Genomic DNA, 15,323 nt, shown 5'->3' with positions numbered 1-15,323 from the left:
AAACACCCGTCCCGGGCAGTCAATCAGATTGATGACCCTGGAGGTTGACCCCGATCACCTCATGCCGATCCGACAGCAGATGCTCATTGCGCAGGGGGCCGAGGTGCCGAATGCACACATCCACGTTCTCGAGGTCCCTCAGGAAGCCGAGATCCAGCACTCCCGACGCCCCTCCAAAGGTTCGGATGGTCAATGCCTCGAGGTTCGGGAAGACCGAGGGAAGGCCGGTCAAATCAAAACAGTTCCCCATACGCAAGGAGAGGTGACGTACCTGCGGCAAAGGTTCCGCCTCGTCAATGAATTCCCTGTCCCGCACGGTATTTCCCAGCGTGCGCAGCTCCTGGAGCGTAGCCAGCTCCGCCCTTTCCCGGAAGTAACTGTCGTCGAATACCAGTTTGCAAAGCGAGGGATGGTGCCTCAGCTGCAGTGCGCCCGGACTCCAGGTTGCCGACGCCATAAGCCCGAGCGCCAACTCTTCGAGCCCTGAGGGCAATTCCAGCCTCCAGTCGTCGTCGCCCTGCCGAGGCCAGTCGATGTGCAGGGACCGGAGGCGTGACATGCGCGACAGAGCTGCCACCTGGTCCGGTCGCTCCTTCAGTGAGAGCCGCAGTTCCTCCAGAGCGTCGGGATCCAGCGCCCCCAAGTGAGTCACACCTCTCGCAGCCGTGATCCGTAGCGACTGAAGAGACGGACAGTTCTCGAGGCCGCGTAGATCGACGAACTCCCCGGAGCCCGGGGCCAAATCGACGTGACGCCCGCTTCCTCGGACCCACAGTTCCCTCAGGGTCGGCGTCACCGCCTCTCGCAACTCCTCGGTTGCCGCACTCTCCCGGCACCACACCACCGGCCGCCCGCCCAATGCCCTCAGCGCCCGCAAATGCGCACCGCTCTTCGCCACGAACGCCAGCCCGTCCTCGTACGTCAGACTGCCGACCACCGCGTCCGCGTACTGCTCCGTGTCGAACTTGTCCCAGGCCCACGCCAGTTGCGCCCGCACCTCCCGCGACGGGTGCGTCGCGTACCGCGCCAGCAGCGGGACCGCCCGGTCGTCCCCCACCGCCGTGGCCGTCACGACCACCGCGTGCGCGACCTCGTCCAGCAGGCCCTCCGGGCCCGGGAGCAGGTCCAGGACGACGCCGCCCGCCTCCGCGAGCGCCTTCGCCGACTCCACGTCCCGCGGCGGTACGAGCTCGGACGCCGCCCGCTCGACCCGGGTCCGTATGTCCGGCTCGACCTCCGTCGCGTGCTCCAGGCAGGCCGCGGCCAGTAAGTGCAACCGGTGCCGGTGGGGCTCCTCCGCGTCGCCCCGGGCCAGCAGCTTGTCCAGCATCTCCGCCCGGGCCCGCGGCGGTGCGTGGCCGACGGCCATGCGCAGCACGTCCTCCCACTGCGGATCGTGCGCGTTCTTCACCAGCAGGTCGAAGTCCCAGTCGTCCACCGCCGCCCGGGCGCCCAGGTAGTCCTGGAAGGTGCGGTGGACGAAGTCCAGCGTCCCGTCCGTCGGGCGGCGCAGCAGGCCGCTGCGCAGCACGAGGTGCCGCAGGATCTCCTCGGCGCTGCCCCGCGCCGCCACCGCCGGCATCGCCGGGAGCGCCCGTTCCAGGATCTCCACGGCCCGGTGCCACTCGATCTCCGAACGGCCGTTGCGGATCAGCCAGTAGGCGATCTTCTGGAGGAGGGCGAGCTGGGCCTGTTCCAGCTCCGGGCCCTCCGGGCCGACGGCGATCTCCCGTTCCCGGTCCCGCCGGACCAGCAGGAGATCGAGCGCGGCGCGGTACAACTCCATCCGGCCGTGCGGCAGATACCCCCGCCGGGAGCGGTTGAGCGCGCAGATCAGCGCGCACATCAACGGATTCGTGGCCAGCCGGCCCAGGTCCCGCTTCTGGACGACGGCCGCGCCCAGCGCGTCCCGGAAGCCGCGCAGCCGCTCGTCCGCCGCGGCCCCCGCCGCCGCGTGCCAGCGCTCGATGAAGGCGAGGACGTCGCCCCGGCTCATCGGGAGCAGTTCCAGCTCCGTGAAGCCCAGCTCCGACAGCCAGCCCTCGCGGACCGCGGACGGCCGGGTGGTGATCACGTAGCGGGCCTCGGGGTAGGCGGCGAGCAGGTCCTTCACCCAGGCCAGCGTGCGGCGGCGGTCCGCCTCCGGGACCTCGTCCACGCCGTCGATCAGCAGCAGGGCCGTCCCCTCGGACAGCCGCCGGGTCACCCACCCCCGCGCCCCGGGCAGCCCGGCCAGCGGACCGGCGACCGTCGCCAGGAACTCCTCGGGCCCCGGGAGGCCGCCCTCGCGCACCAGCGTCCGCAACGGCAGGGTCAGCGGGAAGCAGCCGCTCAAGTGGCCGAGCCCCGGGGGCAGTTCACCCCTGGCCGTGACCGTGGCGAGCCACTGGAGCAGCGTGGTCTTGCCGGAGCCGGCCGCGCCCCGGAGCAGGACGCGCTTCTGTCCGGCGAGGGCCTCCTCGACCCGCCGGGGCGCGGGCCCCGGCCCCTCGCGGGACCCGCCCGTCAGCTCCAGGCTCAGGTACGCCACCTCCAGCGGCCACGTCTCGCCGCTGCCGTCCGAGAGCGTCAGCCCGATGATGGTCAGCTCGCCGGCCCGCCGCACGGTGTAGTCGCGCAACCGCCGCTCGAACTCCTCGATTTCGAGCTGCCGCGCCGAGGCCAGCGACCGCGACTCCGGTTTGTGCCCGGCCAGCAGGCACTCCTTCAGGAACCCGAAGTCGGACCAGAGCGCCGCCGACGGCGTCACCGTCAGCCGCCCGTGCCGCCAGCCGCCCGGATCCGCGTCCACGACGCCGGCCAGCAGCCCGTCCACGAAGACCGCCGCGCCGGACATCCCCGCCCATGGCGAGCCGCCGCCGGCCGGCGGCTCGGGCGCGCCGCCCCCGCAGTCCAGGACGTACCGGCCGCCGAGCAGGCCGCTGCCGGGCTTGAGCGTGCCGACGAGCTGTTCGGTGTCCAGCTCCCCGTACCCGTCGCGCTGCACCTGCGGATAGCCGATGGCCTGCGCGCCGGGCCAGGCCCGCAGGTCGTACGCCCGTCCCCAGACGAGCGGTTCGAACCCGGCCGCGACCTCGTCCGGCACGACGCCCCGGTCCGCGACGAGCAGCGCGGTGTCGCACCGCCGCGCGTCGTCGCGCGCCCACGCCACCCGGCAGGGGACGGGCCCCGCCCCGCCGGGGACGATCACCCGCGGCGTGGCGCACTCCCCCACCACGTGGGCCGCGGTGAGCACGACACCGGGCGTCAGCAGGTAGCCGCTGCCCTGCACGCGCCCGAAGACCGCCGCTATCCGTTCCTTCGCCGGGTGCATCACTACCCCCTGCCTCCGCCCGAGACGCCAGAGTACGGCCACGGCGCGGGAGTTGGACCCCGCTCCGGCAGGATCACAGCTCCCCGAGGCGCACCGCGATCCCGTCCAGCAGCCGCTGCAGCCCGAACTCGAACAGCTCGTCCAGCCGCAGGTCGTACCCGCCCACCGACTCCAGCTCCCCGATCACCTTGGTGAAGGCCGGATAGCGGCCGGACGCCGCCAGCGCCGCGAAGTCGGCCGCGTGGCGGTCCATCCACTCGTCGTCCGTGAGCCCGGTCGCCGCCTCCGCCCGGCGTTCGCCCTCCAGGTGGGCGGCCAGGCCGACGACGTGGCTGTAGAGCAGGACGTGCAGGTCGAAGCGGGTGCGGACGTCGAGGCCGAGGCCCTCCAGGGCGGCCAGCAGCCAGTCGCCGTAGGCGATCACGTTCGGCAGGGCCAACGGGCGGGTGACCGGGCCGAGATGGGCCAGCCAGGGGTGCCCGCGGTAGAGGGACCACAGCGTGCGCGCGGCCAGTTCCAGGCGGGGCCGCCAGCCGTCCGGCGCGGCCTCGGGGAAGGACATCTCACCGAACGCCGCGTCGGCCATCAGCAGGACGAGGGCGTCCTTGCCGTCGACGTAGCGGTACGGCGACATCGTGGCCACCCCCAGCCGCGCCGCGACGCCCCGCATGGACAGCGCGCCCAGCCCTTCCGCGTCCGCGATCTCGACGGCGGCGCGCACGATGCGCTCGCGCGTCAGGTCGCGGTCGGCCGCGGGCGCGGCCGGCTCGCGCGGGGCGACGACGCTGCCGACCCGGGGGCGGGCCTGGATCAGCCCCTCCTGCTGGAGCGTGGTGAGCGCCCGCGCGGCGGTGGCCAGGGCGACGCCCCAGTCCCGGGCGATGCGGCGGGTCGAGGGGACCCGGTCGCCGGGGGCGAGGTCGCCGGCGGCGATGCGGCGCCGGATGTCGTCGGCGATCCGCAGGTAGGGCGGCGCGGTCACGGTTCCTCCTTGAACATCCTGTACTAGAACAGAAGCTAGCACGGGCCTGCCGCGGGGCTCCCGGGAAGGCGGTTGGCAAGCCTGTACGTACGATGTACATTTATGGCAGTACAGCACGTACACCGTACGAAACGGGGGGACCAGCCCATGACCATGTCCGTACTCGTCTCCGGCGCCGGCCTCGCCGGCCCCGCCCTCGCCCACTGGCTGCGCCGGCACGGCTTCGCGCCCACGGTCGTCGAGCGCGCTCCCGGCATCCGCCCCGGCGGCCAGGCGGTCGACATCCGCGGCGTCGCCCTGGAGGCCGTCGAGCGCATGGGCCTGCTGGAGCGGGTGCGCGCCGCCCGGACGCGGCTGCGGGGCATGTCCGTCCTCGATGGCGCGGGCAACGAGCTCCACCGCAGCACGGAGTTCGTCCTCAGCAGCGGGCGGCTCGACGGCGACGACGTCGAGATCCTCCGCGAGGACCTGGTGCGCTTCCTGTACGAACTGACCGCCGACGAGGCCGAGTACGTCCACGACGACAGCATCACCGCGCTGGAGGAGACGGAGACCGGCGTCCGCGTCACCTTCGAGCGCGGGCCCGCCCGCGAGTTCGACCTGGTGATCGGCGCGGACGGCCTCTACTCGAACGTGCGCCGCCTCGCGTTCGGCCCGCACGAGGAGTTCCTGAGCCATCTCGGCTCGCACCTCGCGGTGTTCGGCGCGGACAACTTCCTCCGGCTGGAGGACTGGGAGCTGGTCGTGCGGGACGAGGCCATCGGGTACGTCGTCTATCCGGCCCGCGAGAACCGGGAGTTGCGCGTCACCTTCGGCTTCGAGGCCGGCCCGCTCGGCATCGACCACCGCGACACGGCCGCCCAGCGGCACCTGGTCGCCGAGTGGATGGAACGCTGCGGCTGGCAGACGGCGCCGATGCTCAAGGCGCTCGCGGACGCGCCGGACTTCCACTTCTCGGCCATGGCCCAGGTGCGGATGGACCGTTGGTCGGACGGCCGGGTCGCGCTGCTCGGCGACGCGGGCTACTGCGGCACGCCGCTGAGCGGGCAGGGGACGAGCATGGCGCTGGTGGGCGCGTACGTCCTGGCGGAGGAACTGGGCCGGGCGGACGGGGACCACGCGGCGGGCTTCGCGGCGTACGAACGCCGGATGCGCCCGTTCGTCACGGCCAACCAGGCCCTGGCGACGGAGAACCCGGGAGCGCCGGCGTCGGAGGAGTCGGTGGAGCGGGCGAAGTGGGCGATGGAGTTGGGGGTGGAGGGGGCGTAGGGGGTGGGGGGGGGGGGGGGGGCGCCCCCCCGGCCCCCCCCCCCCCCCCCCCCCCCCCCCCGGGGCGGGGGGGGGGGGGGGGGGGGGGGGCGCGCCCCCCCCCCCCCCCCCCCCCTGGTGGCGCAGGGGGCGTAGCGGGGGGGGGGGGGGGGGGGGCGGGGGGGGGGGGGGGGGGGGGTGCGGGGGGGGGGGGGGGGGGGGGGGGCGCGCGGGGCGCGCCCGGCCCCGCCCCCCCCCCCCCCCCGCGGCCCCCCCCCCACCGAACAGGAACCCCTACCCCTCCGCGATCACCACCGCCGAAGCCACCCCCGCGTCATGGCTGAGCGACACATGCCACGACCGCACCCCCAACCGCTCCGCACACGCCGCCACCGTGCCCGTCACCACCAGCCCCGGCCGGCCCCCCTCCCCGGTCACCACCTCCGCGTCCGTCCACAGCAGCCCCGGCGGCGCGCCCAGCGCCTTCGCCAACGCCTCCTTCGCCGCGAACCGCGCCGCCAGCGACGCGATGCCCCGCCGCTCCCCGCTCGGCAGGTGCAACTCCCGCTCCACGAACAGCCGCTCCGCCATCTGCGGCGTCCGCCGCAACGCCGCGTCGAAGCGCTCGATCTCCGCGACGTCGATACCGACTCCGACGATCATTCGACGGTCACCGACTTCGCGAGGTTGCGCGGCTGGTCGACCTCGTTCCCCCGGGCCGTGGCCAGTTCGCAGGCGAACACCTGCAACGGCACGGTGGCGACCAGCGGTTGCAGCAGCACCGGCGTCGCGGGGATCTCCACCAGATGGTCCGCGTACGGACGCACCACCTCGTCCCCCCGCTCCGCGATCACGATCGTCCGCGCCCCGCGCGCCCGGATCTCCTGGATGTTGGAGACGATCTTGTCGTGCAGCACGGACCGCCCGCGCGGCGACGGCACGACCACCACGACCGGCAGGCCCTGCTCGATCAGCGCGATCGGCCCGTGCTTGAGCTCGCCCGCCGCGAACCCCTCGGCGTGCATGTACGCCAGCTCCTTGAGCTTGAGCGCGCCCTCCAGCGCGACGGGATAGCCGACGTGCCGCCCGAGGAAGAGGACCGTCCCGGCGCCGGCGAGCGAACGCGCCAGCTCCCGCACGGGCTCCATGGTCCCCAGCACCTCCTCCACCTGGGTGCCGATCTCCGACAGCTCGCGGATCACCGACCCGACCTCGTCGCCCCACTTCGTACCGCGCACCTGCCCGAGATACAGGGCGACCAGGTAGCAGGCCACCAGCTGGGTCAGGAACGCCTTCGTCGAGGCGACGGCGACCTCGGGCCCGGCGTGCGTGTAGAGCACGGCGTCCGACTCCCGCGGAATCGTCGAGCCGTTCGTGTTGCAGATGGCGAGCACCTTCGCGCCCTGCTCCCGCGCGTGCCGCAGCGCCATCAGCGTGTCCATCGTCTCGCCGGACTGCGAGATGGCGATCACCAGCGTCCGCTGGTCCAGGATCGGGTCCCGGTAGCGGAACTCGCTGGCGAGCTCGGTCTCGCAGGGGATCCGGGTCCAGTGCTCGATCGCGTACTTGGCGATCATCCCCGCGTGGTACGCCGTGCCGCAGGCGACGATGACGACCTTGTCGGCCTCCCGCAGCACGGACGCCGGGATGCGGACCTCGTCCAGCGTCAACTGCCCGACGGCGTCGATGCGCCCGAGCAGGGTGTCGGCGACGGCCTTCGGCTGCTCGGCGATCTCCTTGAGCATGAAGGACGCGTAGCCGCCCTTCTCGGCGGCCGAGGCGTCCCAGTCGACGTGGTACGCCCGGACGTCCGCCGGCGCGCCCGTGAAGTCCGTGACGGTCACCCCGTCCCGACGCAGCTCGACGACCTGGTCCTGGCCGAGTTCGACCGCCTCGCGGGTGTGGGCGATGAAGGCGGCGACGTCGGAGGCGAGGAACGCCTCGCCGTCGCCGAGGCCGACCACCAGCGGGGAGTTGCGGCGGGCCCCGACGACCACGTCGGGGTCGTCGGCGTGCACCGCGACGAGCGTGAACGCGCCCTCCAGCAGGCGGCACACCTGCCGCATGGCCTCGGCGAGGTCGCCGCAGGAGGAGAAGGACTCGGACAGCAGGTGGGCGACGACCTCGGTGTCCGTGTCGGAGGCGAGGTCGTGCCCGCGCTCGGCCAGCTCGGCGCGCAGGGCGGCGAAGTTCTCGATGATGCCGTTGTGGACGACGGCGACCCGGCCCGGGTTGTCGAGGTGCGGATGGGCGTTGACGTCGTTGGGGGCGCCGTGGGTGGCCCAGCGCGTGTGGCCGATGCCGGTCGGGCCGGACGGCAGCGGCCGGTCGCCGAGTTCCTTCTCCAGGTTGGCGAGCTTGCCCGCCTTCTTCGCGGCGGCGAGCCCGCCGTCGGCCAGCACCGCGACCCCTGCCGAGTCATAGCCGCGGTACTCCAGCCGCTTCAGTCCCGCCAACACGACGTCGAGGGCGGACTGCCCTCCCACATAGCCAACGATTCCGCACATGGAGTGCAGCGTACGGCCCCGGGCCCGGCGCCGTGGGCCCAATGCCCAACGCCCGTCAATGCCCGTCAACGACCGTCAGTGCCCGTCAACGACCGCGCTCGATGCGGTCGATGGCGTCCTGGACGAGCTCCAGGTACTCGACCTCCTCGCAGCGCGGCTTGCTGCCCAGGTGGTACTGGTCGAGGCAGTCCCCGAGGTCCTGTCCGAGGTCCTCGTCGGGCAGGTCGTCGCCCAACTCGGCGAGGATGTCGTCGGCGCTCGACGCGCCGGGTCCGGACGGCCGCGCCGCGTGGCGGACGGTCTTCCTGATGAGCCTGAGGACGAGCCGGAGAACGAACACGGGGGGTTCCTCGCAGGATGCCGGGCTGCCGGAGGCTGGGACCGTATTCCTGACCCGCGAGTAGGTACAGGGTTCCGGCGGGAACTTCACCCGCGCGCGACCGGTGCCCCTCTACAGACACCGTCCGGACACCGCCCAGGCACCGCACCGACGCCCGACGACTCCCCTACACGTGCCCCATACACCCCACCCGAACCACCCGACCCCATACCCCACAGTGACCTCGATGCGTCTCCCGCGCACAATGGGCCCCGTGCCGACCACCTCAGAGCCGTCGCAGCAACGACGCCGCGCAGACTCCTCGCCCTTCGTCGACCTGACGCGGGCCGAGTGGAGCGCGCTCCGCGAGAACACCCCTCTGTCCCTGACGGCGGAGGAGGTCGAGCGTCTGCGGGGCCTCGGCGACGTCATCGACCTGGACGAGGTCCGGGACGTCTACCTGCCGCTGTCCCGGCTGCTCAACCTCTACGTGGGCGCCACCGGGCAGCTGCGCGGCGCGCTGAACACCTTCCTGGGCGAGAAGGGGGCCCAGCGCGGCACCCCCTTCGTCATCGGCGTCGCCGGCAGCGTCGCCGTCGGCAAGTCGACCACGGCCCGGCTGCTGCGCGCCCTGCTGGCCCGCTGGCCCGAGCACCCGCGCGTCGAGCTGGTCACCACGGACGGCTTCCTGCTGCCCAACGCGGAGCTGCACCGGCGCGGCCTGATGTCCCGCAAGGGCTTCCCGGAGTCGTACGACCGGCGGGCGCTCACCCGCTTCGTCGCGGACGTGAAGGCCGGCAAGGACGAGGTCACCGCGCCCGTCTACTCGCACCTGATCTACGACATCGTGCCGGACGAGCGGCTGACCGTGCACCGCCCGGACATCCTGATCATCGAGGGCCTCAACGTCCTGCAGCCGGCCCTGCCGGGCGGGGACGGGCGCACGCGGGTGGGCCTGGCGGACTTCTTCGACTTCAGCATCTACGTGGACGCGCGGGCCGAGGACATCGAGCGCTGGTACTACTCGCGCTTCAAGAAGCTGCGGAAGACGGCCTTCCAGGACCCCGACTCGTACTTCCGCCGCTACACGGAGGTCTCGGAGGAGGAGGCCCTGGACTTCGCGCGCCGCAACTGGCGCACGATCAACAAGCCGAACCTGCTGGAGAACGTGGCCCCCACGAGGGGCCGCTCGAACCTGATCATCCGCAAGGGCCCGGACCACAAGGTGCAGCGCTTGTCGCTGCGGAAGCTGTGACAACACGACGCCGGACGGGCTGAATTCGTGCCCGAGCGCACAATCCAGCCCGTCCGGCGTTTGAGGACGAACGCGGCGCAGCCGCGTTGCCCCCGCGCGGAGCGCGCGAGAAACGGAGAAAGGGCGGGGCGGGGAGAAAACCCCCAGGGGACGACCCCCTTACCCCAGCGCCGACTTGACCACGTCGGCCAGCCGCTGCGCGACAGCCCGAGCCTGCTCGATATCAGCGGCCTCCACCATCACCCGGACCAACGGCTCGGTCCCGGAGGACCGGAGCAGCACCCGCCCCGTGGCCCCCAGCTCCCGCTCCGCGTCCGTGACCGCCTCCGCCAGCTCCTGCGACGAGCCGACCCGCGTCTTGTCCACGTCGCGCACGTTGATGAGCACCTGCGGCAGCCGCTCCATCACGCCCGCCAGCTCCCGCAGCGGCCGCCCGGTCGCGGCGACGCGCGCGGCCAGCATCAGGCCGGTGAGCGTGCCGTCCCCGGTCGTCGCGTGGTCGAGCACGATCACGTGCCCGGACTGCTCACCACCCAGCGCGAAGCCGTTCGCCTTCATCTCCTCCAGCACGTACCGGTCACCGACCGCCGTCTGGACGAGCGAGACGCCCTCCCGCTCCATGGCGAGCTTGAAGCCGAGGTTGGACATCACGGTCGCGACGACCGTGTTCTTCCGCAGCGTCCCCGCCTCGCGCATCGCGAGCGCGAGCACGGCGAGGATCTGGTCGCCGTCGACCTCCGCGCCGGTCGCGTCCACCGCGAGGCAGCGGTCCGCGTCACCGTCGTGGGCGACGCCCAGGTCGGCACCGTGCTCGACGACCGCGGCACGCAGCTTGTCCAGGTGCGTGGAGCCGCACTCGTGGTTGATGTTGAGCCCGTCCGGCTCGGTCCCGATCGTGACGACCTCGGCCCCGGCCCGCGAGAACGCCTCGGGCGAGACGCGGGACGCGGCGCCGTGCGCCCCGTCGATGACGACCTTCAGCCCGTCCAGCCGGTTCGGCAGCACGCCGATCAGGTGGGCGACGTAGTTGTCGAAGCCCTGGTCGTAGTCGCGGACGCGGCCGACGCCGGCCCCGGTGGGCCGGTCCCAGGGCTCGCCGGTGGAGTGCGCCCGGTACGTCCGCTCGATGCGGTCCTCCAGCTCGTCGGCGAGCTTGTGCCCGCCCCGGGCGAAGAACTTGATGCCGTTGTCGGGCATCGCGTTGTGGCTCGCGGAGAGCATCACGCCGAGGTCGGCGCCGAGCGCGCCGGTCAGGTAGGCGACGGCCGGGGTCGGCAGCACGCCGACCCGCAGCACGTCCACGCCGGCGCTGGCCAGGCCCGCCACCACGGCGGCCTCCAGGAACTCCCCGGACGCCCGCGGATCGCGGCCCACCACCGCCACCGGCCGATGGCCCTCGAACGTACCCGCCTCGGCGAGCACGTGCGCCGCCGCGACCGACAGACCGAGCGCCAGCTCGGCCGTGAGGTCGGCGTTGGCGACACCGCGCACACCGTCCGTACCGAAGAGTCGTCCCACTGGTGTCCTCCGAAAAACGCGGGAGTACGGGGCCCGGGGGAGCCCCCTTGTGCATAGAGGTGTCGAGCTGCTGGAGGTTTCGGTTCCCGGTCCGGGGCATTGCCTCCAGGTATACGCCCCAATACGCCCGGAGGCGCGGGCGCCCATGGCGCCGGACGCAATAGCCGAACGCCCCGGCGGCACGATCCGTGCCGCCGGGGCGTTCGAGCAGTAGCAGCGAACCGCCGGATTAGCGCTTGCTGTACTGCGGGGCCTTGCGGGCCTTCTTCAGACCGGCCTTCTTGCGCTCGACCGCACGGTCGTCGCGCTTGAGGAAGCCGGCCTTCTTCAGGGCGCCGCGGTTGTTGTCCACGTCCGCCTCGTTCAGCGCGCGGGCCACGCCCAGGCGCAGGGCGCCGGCCTGGCCGGAGACGCCGCCACCCGCGATGCGGGCGATGACGTCGTAGCGGCCGTCGAGCTCGAGCACCTTGAAGGGCTCGTTGACTTCCTGCTGGTGCACCTTGTTGGGGAAGTAGTCCTCAAGGGTGCGACCGTTGATCTTCCACTTGCCGGAGCCCGGAACGATCCGGACGCGGGCAATGGCGTTCTTGCGACGGCCCAGGCCGGCGGCCGGCTGCGGGTCGCCGAAGCGGGACGCGAGGGACTCGGAGGTGTACTCCGACTCAACGACCTCGGTCTCGGTGGTGTACTCCTCGACGCCCTCGACCGGCATCTCGGCGGTGGTCTCAGCCACGATTCTCCTCAGACTTTCTGGTTCGGCGGTGGCCGGGACTTAGCCCTGCTTGACCTGGGTGATCTCGAACGGCACCGGCTGCTGGGCAGCGTGCGGGTGCTGGTCGCCCGAGTAGACCTTCAGCTTCGTGAGCATCTGACGGCCGAGGGAGTTCTTGGGCAGCATGCCCTTGATCGCCTTCTCGACGGCCTTCTCGGGGTTCTTGTCGAGCAGCTCGTCGTAACGGACGGAGCGCAGACCACCCGGGAAGCCAGAGTGGCGGTACGCCATCTTCTGGGTCTTCTTGTTGCCGGACAGGTGCACCTTGTCGGCGTTGATGATGACGACGAAGTCACCCATGTCCATGTGCGGCGCGTACACGGGCTTGTGCTTGCCGCGGAGCAGGGAGGCAGCCTGAGAGGCCAGACGGCCCAGGACGACGTCCTGCGCGTCGATGATGTGCCACTGGCGCGTGACATCGCCGGGCTTGGGGCTGTACGTACGCACGGTCGTAGCCTTCGCTTCTTTGAGTGGGTCCTGACACGGTCCGCTATGGACGATCACGCGGGGATGGCCGCACTCCGGGGACGCAACCCGTGTGCCGACCGCCGGCAACCGACCTGGCGGACAAGCGTAAGGGCCCCTCGCGTGAGAACGACCAAGCCAATACGCATAACGAACCCACAGAGTACCGGGCGCCCACCGGCGGGGTCAAAACCTGGCCGGGCACCCTACCGCTTCCGGATCACCCGGCCCTCGTCCCACACCGGCTCCGCCGCCTCCCCGGCCACTCCATCCGCCCCGCCGCACCCTCCCGGGAGACACCCCCCGGCCGGCCGGAACCCCGCCACAGGGGTCCCCGCCGCACGCCGTCACCGCTTCCGCGCCACCCTGGCCTCGTCCCACACCGGCTCGGACGCCTCCCGCACGACCCCGTCCGCCCCGAAGACCAGGAACCGATCGAACGAACGCGCGAACCAGCGGTCGTGCGTCACCGCCAGCACCGTCCCCTGGTACGCCTCCAGCCCCTCCTGGAGCGCCTCGGCGCTCTCCAGGTCCAGGTTGTCCGTGGGCTCGTCGAGCAGCAGGGCCGTCGTGCCGGCCAGCTCCAGCAGCAGGATCTGGAAGCGCGCCTGCTGCCCGCCGGAGAGCCGGTCGAAGGGCTGGTCGCCCTGGCGCTCCAGCTCGTAGCGCCGCAACGCGGACATCGCCCCGCCCCGGTCCTTGGCGTGCTCCGTCCACAGGATGTCGACGAGGGTGCGGCCCAGCAGCTCCGGGTGGGCGTGGGTCTGCGCGAAGTGCCCGGGCACGACCCGCGCCCCCAGCTTCCACGCCCCCGTGTGCGCCACGCCCTCGCCGGCCAGCAGCCGCAGGAAGTGCGACTTCCCCGAGCCGTTCGACCCCAGGACCGCGACCCGCTCCCCGTAGAAGACCTCCAGGTCGAAGGGGCGCATCAGCCCGGTGAGCTCCAGCCCCTGGCAGGTCACGGCCCGCACCCCGGTCCGCCCGCCCCGCAGCCGCATCCGGATGTCCTGCTCCCGCGGCGGCTCCTGCGGCGGCCCGGCCTCCTCGAACTTGCGCAGCCGGGTCTGCGCGGCCTGGTAGCGCGAGGCCAGGCCGTCGTTGAACGCCGCCTTCTGCTTGAGGGTGAACACCAGCTTCTTCAGCTGGGCATGCTGCTCGTCCCAGCGCCGCCGCAGCTCCTCGAAGCGCGCGAACCGCTCCTTGCGCGCCTGGTGGTACGTGCCGAAGCCGCTGCCGTGCACCCACACGTCGCTGCCGGCCGGCCCCGGCTCCACGCTGAGGATCTTCTCGGCCGCCCGGGCCAGCAGCTCTCTGTCATGGCTGACGAACAGCACGGTCTTCTTCGTCTCCCGCAGCCGCTCCTCCAGCCACCGCTTGCCGGGAACGTCCAGATAGTTGTCCGGCTCGTCGAGCAGCAGCACTTCGTCCGTGCCGCGCAGCAGCGACTCCAGGACGAGCCGCTTCTGCTCGCCCCCGGAGAGGGTGCGCACCTGCCGCCACTGTGCCTTCTCGTACGGGACGCCGAGCGCGGCCACCGTGCACATGTCCCACACGGTCTCGGCCTCGTACCCCCGCGCCTCGGCCCAGTCGGACAGGGCCTGGGCGTATTCCATCTGCGCGGCCTCGTCGTCCCGCTCCATGATCGCGAGCTCGGCCGCGTCCACGGCGGCCGCGGCCTGCCGGATCCTCGGCGGCGCCACCGACACCAGCAGATCCCGCACCGTCCGCCCGTCCCGTACGGACCCCACGAACTGCGGCATCACCCCGAGCCCACCGCTGACCGTGACCGACCCCCCGTGCGGCTGGATCTCCCCCGCGATCAGCCGCAACAGCGTCGTCTTCCCGGCCCCGTTGGCCCCGACCAGCGCGACCGCGGCCCCCTCCCCGACCCGGAAGGAAACGTCCCCGAGCAACGGCCGGCCGTCGGGCAGGCAGTACTCGAGATGACCGGCTTCCACGTGTCCCATACCGGCATTCTGGCGCCTCCCGGACCCCGGACCAACCCGATTACGATGCGCCCCATGAGCTTTGGGCAGGGGGATCCACAGCAGCCGTGGGGGCCGCCGCAAGCGCCGGCGACGCCGGACTGGGCGGCGCTGGCGGACGACACCGCGGCGCGCGGGCGGCGACGGCGCAGGCTGCTGCTGATCGGCGGGGGCGTCCTGGCCGCCGCCGGCGTCGCGGCGATCGTGGCGACGGCGATCGTGGCCAGCGACAAGGACGCGGGCGGGACGAAGAAGACCGCCGCCGGGCCCACCGCGAGCGGAACGCCCGCCTCCCCCGAACCCACCTTCGCCCCGGTCGCCCCGCCCTCCCCGCTGGACCCGCGCGACTTCATATCCGACAAGAACAAGGACAAGGCCCCGCTGACCCCGGCCACCCTGTTCCCCGAGACGAAACCCGCCGTCGCGGGCCGGGCGTACGAGCGGACCGGCACCTCGGCCGGCACGGACTGCGCCGCGGTGACGCAGGGCGGCCTCGGCTCCGTCCTCGCGGAGAACGGCTGCCGCCAGGTGCTGCGGGCCACCTATGTGCGCGACGGCGTGGCCGTCACCGTCGGCGTCGCCGTCTTCGACACCAAGGCCGCGGCGGACCGGGCCAAGGACCGGTCCACGGGCAACATCGCCGCCCTGACCGGCGGGAAGAGCCCCGGCTTCTGCCGGGCGACGGCCTGCCGGATGACCGCCAACGCCGAGGGCCGCTACGCGTACTTCACGGTCGCCGGGTACGCCGGCAACAAGCCGGTCACCGGCGACGACACCAAGGCGCTCACCGCCGGCCGGGACATCTCGACGTACGCCTTCGGCCGGATCCTGGCCCGCGGCCGGGCGGCGGCATCGGGGGCCCTGGCCACACCGCGCTGAGCGGGCCGGGCGAATCCCGCCGCGCGGCGCGGGGCCCTTTCGCCGTGCGGCTCCGCCGCGTGGGCGCGACCGGCCACGAC

Annotated in this window: 12 protein-coding genes; 3 read left to right on the top strand and 9 right to left on the bottom strand. The window is 72.6% G+C overall.

What is annotated here, in order from left to right:
- Positions 1–19: 19 nt before the first annotated feature.
- Entirely contained in the window at positions 20–3,313 is a 3,294-nt protein-coding gene (locus I5Q34_RS35510) for a serine protease (RefSeq protein WP_199892358.1), read from the bottom strand.
- Between the two features lie 73 nt (positions 3,314–3,386).
- The gene (locus I5Q34_RS13165; RefSeq protein ID WP_199892357.1) at positions 3,387–4,295 is read right to left on the bottom strand and encodes a TetR/AcrR family transcriptional regulator C-terminal domain-containing protein; all 909 of its coding nucleotides are present in this window, start codon (positions 4,293–4,295) and stop codon (positions 3,387–3,389) included.
- Between the two features lie 147 nt (positions 4,296–4,442).
- Between I5Q34_RS13165 and I5Q34_RS13160 the strand changes: the two genes are divergently transcribed.
- The gene (locus tag I5Q34_RS13160) at positions 4,443–5,564 is read left to right on the top strand and encodes an FAD-dependent monooxygenase (RefSeq protein WP_234428748.1); all 1,122 of its coding nucleotides are present in this window, start codon (positions 4,443–4,445) and stop codon (positions 5,562–5,564) included.
- Positions 5,565–5,837: 273 nt separating this feature from the next.
- Here I5Q34_RS13160 and I5Q34_RS13155 read toward each other — a convergent pair whose 3' ends face one another.
- The 3 genes from I5Q34_RS13155 to I5Q34_RS13145 form a co-directional block, all read right to left on the bottom strand.
- Positions 5,838–6,206: a holo-ACP synthase gene (locus tag I5Q34_RS13155; protein ID WP_199892356.1), complete on the bottom strand. Its 369-nt coding sequence runs from the start codon at positions 6,204–6,206 to the stop codon at positions 5,838–5,840.
- Positions 6,203–8,050, bottom strand: a complete 1,848-nt coding sequence (gene glmS, locus I5Q34_RS13150; RefSeq protein WP_199892355.1) for a glutamine--fructose-6-phosphate transaminase (isomerizing) — start codon at positions 8,048–8,050, stop codon at positions 6,203–6,205. The genes I5Q34_RS13155 and glmS overlap by 4 nt, the downstream gene beginning before the upstream one ends.
- 85 nt (positions 8,051–8,135) lie before the next feature.
- On the bottom strand, positions 8,136–8,390 hold the full coding sequence (locus I5Q34_RS13145) for a hypothetical protein (protein WP_199892993.1): 255 nt from the start codon (positions 8,388–8,390) through the stop codon (positions 8,136–8,138).
- A 244-nt stretch (positions 8,391–8,634) separates the two neighbouring features.
- Here I5Q34_RS13145 and coaA point away from each other — a divergent pair, with 244 nt between their 5' ends.
- Entirely contained in the window at positions 8,635–9,624 is a 990-nt protein-coding gene (coaA, locus tag I5Q34_RS13140) for a type I pantothenate kinase (protein ID WP_199892937.1), read from the top strand.
- Between the two features lie 159 nt (positions 9,625–9,783).
- Here coaA and glmM read toward each other — a convergent pair whose 3' ends face one another.
- The 4 genes from glmM to I5Q34_RS13120 form a co-directional block, all read right to left on the bottom strand.
- Positions 9,784–11,142 (bottom strand): phosphoglucosamine mutase, encoded by a 1,359-nt coding sequence (gene glmM, locus I5Q34_RS13135; protein WP_199892354.1) that lies wholly within the window; start codon positions 11,140–11,142, stop codon positions 9,784–9,786.
- A gap of 229 nt (positions 11,143–11,371) precedes the next feature.
- A complete protein-coding gene (gene rpsI / locus I5Q34_RS13130) occupies positions 11,372–11,875 on the bottom strand; it encodes a 30S ribosomal protein S9 (protein WP_199892353.1) in 504 nt (167 codons plus the stop codon).
- 39 nt (positions 11,876–11,914) lie between these two features.
- Positions 11,915–12,361 (bottom strand): 50S ribosomal protein L13, encoded by a 447-nt coding sequence (gene rplM / locus I5Q34_RS13125; protein WP_199892352.1) that lies wholly within the window; start codon positions 12,359–12,361, stop codon positions 11,915–11,917.
- A gap of 365 nt (positions 12,362–12,726) precedes the next feature.
- On the bottom strand, positions 12,727–14,346 hold the full coding sequence (locus tag I5Q34_RS13120) for an ABC-F family ATP-binding cassette domain-containing protein (RefSeq protein ID WP_199892351.1): 1,620 nt from the start codon (positions 14,344–14,346) through the stop codon (positions 12,727–12,729).
- Positions 14,347–14,400: 54 nt separating this feature from the next.
- Between I5Q34_RS13120 and I5Q34_RS13115 the strand changes: the two genes are divergently transcribed.
- Positions 14,401–15,243 carry a hypothetical protein gene (locus I5Q34_RS13115; RefSeq protein ID WP_234428747.1) on the top strand — a complete coding sequence of 281 codons (843 nt, stop codon included), beginning with the start codon at positions 14,401–14,403 and terminating at the stop codon, positions 15,241–15,243.
- Positions 15,244–15,323: the final 80 nt, after the last annotated feature.

Origin of the sequence: Streptomyces sp. AV19 (assembly GCF_015999245.1) — a bacterium.
In the GTDB taxonomy this organism is placed as follows: domain Bacteria; phylum Actinomycetota; class Actinomycetes; order Streptomycetales; family Streptomycetaceae; genus Streptomyces.
This window is presented reverse-complemented; position numbering and strand designations above follow the sequence as displayed.

Bases quoted from the DNA above. Each gene is read 5' to 3' on its own strand.
- I5Q34_RS13155 (WP_199892356.1), bottom strand. From the start codon at position 6,206: ATGATCGTCGGAGTCGGTATCGACGTCGCGGAGATCGAGCGCTTCGAC.
- I5Q34_RS35510 (WP_199892358.1), bottom strand. From the start codon at position 3,313: ATGCACCCGGCGAAGGAACGGATAGCGGCGGTCTTCGGGCGCGTGCAG.
- glmS (WP_199892355.1), bottom strand. From the start codon at position 8,050: ATGTGCGGAATCGTTGGCTATGTGGGAGGGCAGTCCGCCCTCGACGTC.
- I5Q34_RS13160 (WP_234428748.1), top strand. From the start codon at position 4,443: ATGACCATGTCCGTACTCGTCTCCGGCGCCGGCCTCGCCGGCCCCGCC.
- I5Q34_RS13120 (WP_199892351.1), bottom strand. From the start codon at position 14,346: ATGGGACACGTGGAAGCCGGTCATCTCGAGTACTGCCTGCCCGACGGC.
- I5Q34_RS13115 (WP_234428747.1), top strand. From the start codon at position 14,401: ATGAGCTTTGGGCAGGGGGATCCACAGCAGCCGTGGGGGCCGCCGCAA.
- coaA (WP_199892937.1), top strand. From the start codon at position 8,635: ATGGGCCCCGTGCCGACCACCTCAGAGCCGTCGCAGCAACGACGCCGC.